Source organism: Peribacillus frigoritolerans, from assembly GCF_040250305.1.
Taxonomy (GTDB): domain Bacteria; phylum Bacillota; class Bacilli; order Bacillales; family DSM-1321; genus Peribacillus.
Map to the genome: position 1 here is coordinate 1 of NZ_CP158190.1, position 10000 is coordinate 10000.

The window sequence follows — 10000 nt, forward strand, 5'->3', positions numbered from 1 at the left end:
TTGGATAACATCGATAGCCTCTGGAACCAGGCGCTCGGAAAAATCGAAAAAAAAATCAGTAAACCAAGCTTTGAGACTTGGCTTAAATCAACCAAGGCTTATTTACTGCAAGGTGATACATTAACAGTCACCGCTCCCAATGAATTTGCCAGGGATTGGCTTGAAGAACGCTATTCCCATCTTATTTCCGATGTATTGTTTGAACTTACCGGTGAGGAATTGGAAGCAAAATTCATCATTCCCCCCAATCAAGAAGATGATGATTTTACCGTTCCTGTTCAGCCTAAAAAGATAAAAAAGCAGGATAAAGAGCATGCTGCATTTCCACAGCATATGCTTAATGCGAAAAATACATTCGATACGTTTGTCATCGGCTCCGGCAATCGTTTTGCCCATGCCGCGTCTCTCGCTGTCGCAGAAGCACCGGCCAAAGCCTATAATCCCTTATTCATATACGGGGGCGTCGGCCTTGGAAAAACTCATTTAATGCATGCAATCGGGCATTATGTTCTAGAGCATAATCCGAATGCGAAGGTCGTTTATTTATCGTCTGAAAAGTTCACGAATGAATTCATCAACTCGATCCGGGACAATAAAGCTGGGGAATTCCGTGATAGATATCGAAGCGTGGATGTTTTATTAATTGATGATATTCAATTTCTTGCGGGAAAAGAACAAACTCAAGAAGAGTTTTTCCATACATTCAATGCGTTGCATGAAGAAAGCAAACAAATCGTCATCTCGAGTGACCGCCCGCCAAAAGAGATACCTACACTAGAGGATCGCCTCCGTTCAAGGTTTGAGTGGGGTTTGATCACGGATATCACGCCACCTGATCTAGAAACGCGGATTGCCATATTGCGTAAAAAGGCAAAAGCTGAGGGTCTTGATATCCCGAACGAAGTCATGCTCTATATCGCCAACCAAATCGATTCCAATATTCGTGAGCTTGAGGGTGCACTTATTCGTGTCGTCGCTTATTCTTCATTGATTAATAAAGATATAAATGCTGATTTGGCAGCTGAAGCATTAAAAGACATCATCCCTAGCTCAAAACCTAAAATAATCACCATCTTGGAAATCCAGAAGACGGTCGGTGAACATTATAGTGTCAAACTTGAGGATTTCAAGGCGAAAAAACGGACTAAATCCGTAGCATTTCCAAGACAGATCGCCATGTATCTTTCCAGGGAGTTGACGGACTCATCCCTGCCCAAGATAGGTGATGAATTTGGAGGTCGCGATCATACGACCGTTATCCATGCGCATGAAAAAATCTCCAAACTCATGCAAACGGACACCCAGCTACAACGTCAGGTTAAAGAAATTCAGGACCAGCTGAGGGTATAATGGATTCTGGATAATGTGAATAACTGACGACTACTTACACACAGTCTGTCCACATGTGGATAGACTGTTTTTCCTTAGGTTGAGTGGACTTATCCACATATCAACAGGCCCTACTACTATTACTACTATCTTTTTTAATAAAAATTATTAATAAATATGCCTATTCGGCAATAAAAAATTGGAGGATGAAACATGAGATTTATAATCCAAAGAGATCGATTAGTTCATAGTGTCCAAGAAGTAATGAAAGCAGTCACATCAAGGACGACGATTCCGATACTAACGGGGATAAAAATAAGCGTTACTAGTGAAGGTGTTACTCTAACAGGAAGTGATTCTGATATCTCCATCCAATCATTCATTCCGGCTGAGGTTGACGGAGATGAGATTGTTGAAGTTAAAAGCAGCGGCGGTATTGTCCTGAATGCCCGTTTTTTCAGTGAAATTGTCAAAAAGCTGCCGATGGATACTGTAGAAATTGAAGTGGAGAATAACTTTCAAACGATTATTCGCTCAGGTAAAGCTGAATTTAATCTAAATGGACTGGATCCTGAGGAATATCCACATCTTCCGATCATTGAAGAAGAAAATATTTTCAAACTTCCAACGGACCTTTTAAAGACCCTTATCAGACAAACTGGCTTTGCAGTGTCCACGTCAGAAACACGCCCTATCTTAACAGGTGTAAACTTGAAGGTTCAAGATGACGAATTGACCTGTATTGCAACAGATAGCCATAGGCTGGCAATGAGGACAGCCAAAATAGAAAACAAAATTAACGGGACCTATAGCGTTGTCATCCCAGGTAAAAGTCTGAATGAGTTAAGTAAAATCCTTGATGATACAAACGAACTTATTGAAATCGTCATTACCGAAAACCAAGTACTTTTCAAAGCTGAAAATTTATTATTCTTCTCAAGACTGCTTGAAGGGAATTATCCTGATACATCACGCTTGATTCCATCAGATAGCAAAACCGATGTGACTGTTCACACCAAGGATTTTCTACAAGCGATCGACAGGGCTTCTTTATTGGCGAGAGAAGGAAGAAATAATGTCGTCAAATTGACAACCCTGGAAGGCCGTATAATCGAAGTCTCTTCCAATACTCCTGAAATTGGTAAAGTAATTGAAGAGGTACAGGCAGAAGCCATTGAAGGTGAAGACCTGAAAATCTCATTCAGTGCCAAATTTGTAATGGATGCTCTAAAAGCATTGGAAGGTTCCGATATAAAAATTAATTTCACGGGTGCAATGCGACCGTTTGTCATTCGTCCGCTACATGATGATTCCATGCTGCAATTAATTCTCCCGGTAAGAACTTACTAAGCTAAAATAATATTTCAAAAAAATTAAAGGCTTGTATAGCAGGTCTTTAATTTTTTTATATTTAAACATAGGTTTCCAAAAGGTTTTTGGCGTTTTTTAAATGCTGTACGGAACGCTGAATCGCTAAAAACAAGAACTGAAAAAGCTATACTTTGTCTTAATGGGATTAATTTAGTAAAATGAAATATTAAAGACTACTTAGAAATGAGTGAAGCATGAAATGGACTCCATAAAAATCAATACTGAATATATTACGCTTGGACAATTCCTGAAATTGGCCGATTTAATCCAAAGCGGCGGAATGGCCAAATGGTTCTTGAGTGAATACGAGGTTTACATTAATGGCGAATTAGACGTGAGAAGAGGAAGAAAATTAAGATCAGGTGATAAAATAGAAATTCCTGGATTTGGCACCTACACAATTACAAGCTAAAACATAAGGGAAGAGCGGAATATGTATATTGAAAATATAAGTTTGAAAAATTACCGCAACTATACCGAATTGAATCTGACTTTTGAGAATAAAGTCAATGTAATCCTCGGCGAAAATGCTCAAGGAAAAACAAACGTCATGGAATCTATTTTTGTTTTAGCAATGGCAAAATCTCATCGCACCTCAAATGATAAAGAACTTATTCGCTGGGATGAAGAGTATGCTAAAATAGAAGGAAGAGTTAGAAAGAGAAATACCTCAATACCACTTGAGCTGACCATTTCAAAAAAAGGGAAAAAGGCGAAGTGCAACCATATTGAACAAAGAAAGTTGAGTCAATATGTCGGAAATATGAATGTGGTCATGTTTGCGCCTGAGGACCTTAACCTTGTAAAGGGAAGTCCTCTAGTCAGACGCCGTTTTATAGATATGGAAATTGGCCAGGTTTCTCCCGTATACCTTCATGATATGAGCCAATATCATAAAATACTTCAACAAAGAAATCATTACTTAAAGCTTCTGCAGACCCGGAAACAAACGGATACGACGATGCTTGACGTGCTGACCGATCAATTTATTCAGTACGCAGCGAAAATTGTCGAAAGAAGATACGAGTTTCTTTTAAAGCTCCAGCAATGGGCAGAGCCGATTCATTCGGGGATCTCCAGAAATCTAGAAGTATTGAAAATCCAATATAAACCGTCGCTTGATGTATCAGAATCTATGGATTTGACGAAAATGATAGAAGTATACACAGAAAAATTTGATAAAATAAAAACAAGGGAAATTGAACGGGGTGTAACACTGGTAGGTCCTCATCGTGACGACCTGGTTTTTTTTGTGAATGACCGTGATGTCCAGACATACGGTTCACAAGGACAACAGCGTACGACAGCCCTGTCTTTGAAACTTGCCGAAATTGAGCTGATCCATGAAGAAATCGGCGAGTATCCCATTTTATTATTGGATGATGTGTTATCGGAACTTGACGATTTCCGTCAATCCCATTTACTGAATACAATACAAGGGAAAGTGCAAACATTCGTGACGACACCCTCCGTTGATGGAATCGATCATCAAACCCTAAGAGAAGCGTCCACCTTTTATGTTAGTCAAGGAAGTATAAAAAAGGTTAAATGATGAGGTGAATGTATGTATCTCCATATTGGTGAAGACATTCTTGTGAAAACGGACGATGTCATAGCCATTTTAGATAAGAAGCTGCTTCAGGCCTCTCCGATCATGAGTGAATTTTTGGAGAAAAAGTCTGATGTAACTTACCATTTAGCAAAAAACTCGGTTAAATCGATTGTAGTGACGGAAAAACAGGTATATTATTCACCGCTTGCGTCGTCCACTTTGAAAAAGCGTTCACTGCAGCCATCGCTCTTAATCGATGATATAGATATTCTTTGAATTGTAGCTAAACGTTATAATTACTCCTTAAAATTGATAATGCCAAAAGAAAAGTGTAGGTGATACGTATGACAATGGAACAAAAAGAAGTACAAGCTCAGGCATACGATGAGAATCAGATACAGGTTTTAGAAGGCTTAGAAGCAGTTCGTAAACGTCCGGGGATGTATATCGGCACTACCTCTGCAAAAGGACTTCACCATCTTGTTTGGGAAATTGTCGATAATAGTATTGATGAGGCACTAGCTGGTTTCTGTACGGAAATCAAAGTGACGATCGAAGAAGACAATAGCATAACAGTAGTCGATAATGGTCGGGGAATCCCAGTGGGGATCCATGAAAAAATGGGACGCCCAGCTGTAGAAGTAATCATGACGGTCCTTCATGCGGGCGGTAAATTTGGCGGCGGAGGTTATAAGGTCTCCGGCGGTCTGCATGGTGTGGGGGCATCAGTAGTTAATGCCTTATCCACGGTATTGGAAGTTTACGTTCACCGTGAAGGTAAAATCCATTATCAGCAATTTAACCGCGGTATCCCAAAAGAAGATTTGAAAATCATCGGGGAAACCGATCATACCGGAACGACTGTACACTTCATTCCTGATGGTGAAATCTTCACGGATACCTTGGAATATGATTTCGATACATTAGCCACACGAATCCGTGAGCTTGCATTCCTGAATAAAGGCTTGAAGCTGATCATTGAAGATAAACGTGAAGAAGAAGAGAAAATCAGGGATTACCACTATGAGGGCGGTATCAAATCTTATGTTGAGCATTTGAACCGTTCTAAAGAGGTATTGCATGAGGAACCGATTTTCATGGAAGGCGAGAAAGATGGAATTTCCGTTGAATTGGCTTTGCAATATAATGACAGCTATATCAGTAATGTCTTTTCTTTTGCCAATAATATTCATACCTATGAAGGCGGTACACATGAATCAGGATTCAAGACTGCTTTGACCCGTGTCATCAATGATTATGCACGGAAAAATGGTCTTTTAAAAGAAGCGGATGCCAATTTCTCAGGTGAAGATGTCCGGGAAGGTTTAACGGCAATCATTTCGATTAAGCATCCTGACCCGCAATTTGAAGGTCAGACGAAAACCAAACTCGGAAACTCTGAGGTAAGAACGGTTACTGATTCCATTCTTTCGGAACGACTTGATGCCTTCTTATATGAAAACCCTGCCGTGGCCCGAAAAATTGTAGATAAAGGGCAAATGGCAGCGAGAGCCCGCCTGGCAGCGAAGAAAGCACGTGAATTGACTCGGAGGAAAAGTGCTTTGGAAGTATCCAATCTACCAGGTAAATTGGCAGATTGTTCTTCTAAGGACCCGAGTATCAGCGAATTATACATCGTTGAAGGAAACTCGGCGGGAGGTTCGGCAAAACAAGGGCGGGACCGTCATTTCCAAGCTATCTTGCCGCTAAGGGGCAAAATCCTTAATGTTGAAAAAGCGCGATTGGACAGAATCCTGCATAATGAAGAAATAGGTACGATCATCACAGCGCTTGGAACAGGCATTGGTGATGAATTCAATACCGAAAAAGCTAGATATCATAAAATTGTTATCATGACTGATGCGGATGTGGATGGTGCCCATATCAGAACGCTGATGTTGACATTCTTCTACCGGTATATGCGAAAAATCATCGAGTATGGATATATATATATTGCTCAGCCGCCACTTTTCAAGATTCAGCAAGGGAAAAAAGTGGATTATGCTTATAATGACCGCCAGCTTGAAGAAATCATGGCCAGTTTGCCAAGTACTCCCAAGCCTAACCTGCAGCGTTATAAAGGGCTGGGGGAAATGAATCCGGAGCAATTGTGGGAAACGACCATGAACCCTGAAACGAGAACGCTGCTTCAAGTCAGTTTGAAAGATGCTGCCGAGGCAGATGAAACTTTCGAGATGTTGATGGGCGACAAGGTCGAACCGCGACGTAACTTCATTGAAGAAAATGCAATTTATGTAAAAAATCTTGATATCTGATTTTTTGACAGGATGCTTTTACATCCTGTTCTTTACATAGTGCACGAACAGTTAAATTTAAATGAGAGTATAAGCTTTTAATAGGAGGTTGGCTCCATGTCAGAAAATGAAAGATCAGGTGTAAAAGAAATAAATATAAGTACCGAGATGCGGACATCGTTTTTGGATTATGCGATGAGTGTTATCGTGTCGAGGGCTTTGCCTGATGTAAGGGACGGTTTGAAACCGGTACACCGAAGAATTCTTTATGCAATGAACGATCTTGGAATGACTTCGGATAAACCATTTAAGAAATCAGCCCGTATTGTCGGGGAAGTCATCGGTAAGTATCACCCGCATGGTGATTCGGCTGTATATGAAACGATGGTACGGATGGCGCAACCTTTTAACTATCGCTATATGCTTGTAGATGGTCATGGGAATTTCGGTTCGGTCGATGGTGACCAAGCTGCCGCAATGAGGTACACCGAAGCGAGAATGTCGAAAATCTCGATGGAGTTACTCCGGGATTTAAATAAAGATACAGTTAACTTCCAGGATAACTATGATGGTTCAGAAAGAGAACCAGCCGTCATGCCTGCCCGTTTCCCGAACTTGTTGGTGAATGGTTCATCAGGAATAGCGGTAGGAATGGCAACCAATATTCCGCCCCATCAATTAGGTGAGGTAATTGACGGCGTATTGGCTTTAAGCAAGAATCCTGAAATTACAATTCCAGAGTTGATGGAATATATCCCTGGTCCGGACTTTCCTACAGCCGGTTTGATTTTAGGGAGAAGCGGAATCAGAAAGGCCTATGAAACCGGAAAAGGGTCAATCATTCAACGGGCGAAAGTCGAGATTGAAGAGAAACCGAATGGTAAACAGGTAATCCTTGTTAAGGAAATCCCTTATCAAGTGAATAAAGCAAGACTGATTGAAAAAATTGCAGAACTTGCTCGAGATAAGAAAATCGAAGGCATTACCGACTTACGGGATGAATCGGATCGCAATGGGATGCGTATCGTCATGGAGCTTAGAAAGGATGTTAACGCGAATGTCCTTTTAAACAACCTGTATAAGCATACTGCGATGCAGACCACCTTCGGAATCAATCTGCTTGCTTTGGTGGACGGTCAGCCAAAAGTGCTGAATTTAAAACAATGCCTGCACTACTACTTGGAGCATCAGCAGGTAGTCATACGGCGCAGGACTGAGTTTGAATTACGGAAAGCGGAGGCCCGTGCCCATATTTTAGAAGGTTTGCGCATTGCACTTGATAATTTGGACGCAGTCATTACGTTGATTCGAAGTTCCCAAACGACAGACATTGCCCGTGAAGGTTTAATGACACAATTCTCACTTTCCGAAAAACAGGCGCAAGCTATCCTGGATATGCGTTTACAGCGCTTGACAGGTCTGGAACGTGAAAAAATCGAAGATGAATATCAGGCATTAATGGCTATTATTGCAGAATATAAAGCGATTCTTGCTGATGAGGAAAAGGTTCTTGAAATTATTCGTGAAGAGCTTCTTGAAATTAAAGAACGTTTTGATGATAAACGGAGAACTGAAATCACATTAGCCGGCTTTGAAAGCCTGGAAGATGAAGATTTAATCCCAGAGGAAAATATAATCGTGACACTTACGCATAACGGTTATATTAAACGCTTGCCTGCAACCACGTACCGCAGTCAAAAACGCGGGGGTCGCGGAATACAGGGTATGGGCACGAATACAGATGACTTTGTCGGTCACTTGTTAACCACTTCGACTCATGACACTCTATTATTCTTCACCAACAAAGGTAAAGTCTATCGTTCCAAAGGATATGAAATACCTGAATATGGAAGGACGGCAAAAGGATTGCCGCTTATCAACTTGTTGGAAGTCGATAAAGGCGAGTGGGTCAATGCAATCATACCGGTGAAGGAATTTGCTGACGATTGGTATTTATTCTTCACGACCAGACATGGAATATCGAAGCGTACACCTTTGTCATCTTTTGCAAATATCCGTAATAATGGTTTAATTGCCCTAGGTTTACGTGAGGATGATGAATTGATTTCTGTCCGTCTTACGAATGGAGAGAAACAGATCATAATTGGAACGAAAGCCGGGATGATGATCCGTTTCCCTGAGACGGATGTACGGACAATGGGACGTACTGCAGCGGGAGTGAAAGGAATTTCCTTAGGGACGAATGATGAAGTTGTCGGAATGGAAATTCTTGAAGATGATGAAGAAGTCCTGATCGTTACGAAAAACGGTTATGGAAAACGGACCTCTGCGGAAGAATACCGTATTCAAAGCCGTGGAGGAAAAGGAATAAAAACATGTAATGTCACTGAGAAAAATGGTGAACTTATAGCCGTGAAAACAGTTACGGGTGTAGATGAAGATTTAATGCTGATTACAGCAGCTGGTGTATTGATCCGAATGGAAGTCGAAGGCATTTCTAAAACGGGCCGTAATACACAGGGTGTTAAGCTCATCCGACTCGAATCCGCAGATAATGAATATGTTTCGACGGTTGCCATTGTAGGAAGGGAAGAAGAAGAAGAAAAAGACCTGGATATAGAAACGGTCACGACTCTAGATCCGGATTCTGATCCTGAACCTACTGTAATTGAAGAAAATGAAGAAACTGAAAAAGATACGGAAGAATAATTTTTCCCATAAAAAAAGGGGTTCGGAATTAAAATTCCGAACCCCTTTTGAAATTCCCTTTGAATTTTAGCCTAAAGTTAAAATTTTATTAATTCTATTTTTAAAACAATGAAGACTTTAGGCAAAAGGGTTCTATCAAAAGTTAAAACAAAGTTGATTGGAGCGAGTCAAGGGAGACCCTGCAGGCGCAAACGCCGAGGGCGGACCGCCCGGGGAAAGCGAGTACCTGTAGGCAACGCTCAAATTGTAAAAACCGTAAAAAAACTGTAGACCCAGCAATTAAGCTGGGTCCTTTTTTTGCGCATTAGCTGGATTTCAAAATGAAATCAAGAGTGGTTTTGGTTTGGGTAAAAAGACTTATGGATTTTGGAGAGGATTGCTAATAAATTGATTTTTTTTAGGTATTTAATAATAATAAAGATAGTTCTTACCATGTTTTTCAAGTAAAATGATACTCATTAATACTACCGAGGTGAAACGTTTTGCTAGTGAAAACTCGCTATTTAATCGAAGGCTGCATCCTCTCGAAAGAAATTAGAGGTCTTTCGAACCGCCCCATAATGCATGAAAAAACAATATTGACCACGCGATTGATTGAGGCATTGCAAGCCTTTTTAATAACAGAGGTAAGCGTTGAAAAAACTTTGATTGATGGAAAGAAATTTCTGCCGAAAGAAGTGATAGATCCAGAATTGGATGAGCTGGAAGAGTCATCGGATTTTACGGATTTGTATCTTAAGTCAGTACAAACATATAAACGATTGTTTAAAAATTGGCAGGCGGGCAGTAAAGTTGAGGTGGCGATGATTCGTTTAATCATGAT

At 40.7% G+C, this 10000-nt stretch carries 8 protein-coding genes (1 of these 8 cut by a window edge); all 8 read left to right on the forward strand.

Annotated features, from left to right (window positions below; genetic code table 11):
- Positions 1-1350: a chromosomal replication initiator protein DnaA gene (gene dnaA / locus ABOA58_RS00005; RefSeq protein ID WP_057914144.1), complete on the forward strand. Its 1350-nt coding sequence runs from the start codon at positions 1-3 to the stop codon at positions 1348-1350.
- A gap of 192 nt (positions 1351-1542) precedes the next feature.
- A complete protein-coding gene (gene dnaN, locus ABOA58_RS00010) occupies positions 1543-2679 on the forward strand; it encodes a DNA polymerase III subunit beta (protein WP_101223982.1) in 1137 nt (378 codons plus the stop codon).
- A gap of 220 nt (positions 2680-2899) precedes the next feature.
- Positions 2900-3112, forward strand: coding sequence for a S4 domain-containing protein YaaA (gene yaaA / locus ABOA58_RS00015; protein WP_034316192.1), 213 nt, complete (start codon positions 2900-2902; stop codon positions 3110-3112).
- A 21-nt stretch (positions 3113-3133) separates the two neighbouring features.
- Entirely contained in the window at positions 3134-4252 is a 1119-nt protein-coding gene (gene recF, locus ABOA58_RS00020) for a DNA replication/repair protein RecF (RefSeq protein ID WP_048687943.1), read from the forward strand.
- 12 nt (positions 4253-4264) lie between these two features.
- The gene (gene remB, locus ABOA58_RS00025) at positions 4265-4528 is read left to right on the forward strand and encodes an extracellular matrix regulator RemB (RefSeq protein ID WP_350300821.1); all 264 of its coding nucleotides are present in this window, start codon (positions 4265-4267) and stop codon (positions 4526-4528) included.
- A gap of 74 nt (positions 4529-4602) precedes the next feature.
- Complete coding sequence (gene gyrB / locus ABOA58_RS00030) at positions 4603-6528, forward strand: DNA topoisomerase (ATP-hydrolyzing) subunit B (RefSeq protein WP_350302984.1); 1926 nt, start codon at positions 4603-4605, stop codon at positions 6526-6528.
- A gap of 96 nt (positions 6529-6624) precedes the next feature.
- Positions 6625-9177: a DNA gyrase subunit A gene (gene gyrA, locus ABOA58_RS00035; RefSeq protein WP_350300822.1), complete on the forward strand. Its 2553-nt coding sequence runs from the start codon at positions 6625-6627 to the stop codon at positions 9175-9177.
- 488 nt (positions 9178-9665) lie between these two features.
- A protein-coding gene (locus ABOA58_RS00040) for an HD-GYP domain-containing protein (protein WP_350302985.1) crosses the window boundary here: on the forward strand, positions 9666-10000 show its start. It continues 733 nt past the right edge of the window; only the first 335 of its 1068 coding nucleotides appear in the window; its start codon is at positions 9666-9668; its stop codon lies off the right edge, out of view.

Coding starts and splice junctions, on each gene's coding strand:
- dnaN (WP_101223982.1), top strand. CDS start 1,543: ATGAGATTTATAATCCAAAGAGATCGATTAGTTCATAGTGTCCAAGAA.
- gyrA (WP_350300822.1), top strand. CDS start 6,625: ATGTCAGAAAATGAAAGATCAGGTGTAAAAGAAATAAATATAAGTACC.
- gyrB (WP_350302984.1), top strand. CDS start 4,603: ATGGAACAAAAAGAAGTACAAGCTCAGGCATACGATGAGAATCAGATA.
- remB (WP_350300821.1), top strand. CDS start 4,265: ATGTATCTCCATATTGGTGAAGACATTCTTGTGAAAACGGACGATGTC.
- recF (WP_048687943.1), top strand. CDS start 3,134: ATGTATATTGAAAATATAAGTTTGAAAAATTACCGCAACTATACCGAA.
- yaaA (WP_034316192.1), top strand. CDS start 2,900: ATGGACTCCATAAAAATCAATACTGAATATATTACGCTTGGACAATTC.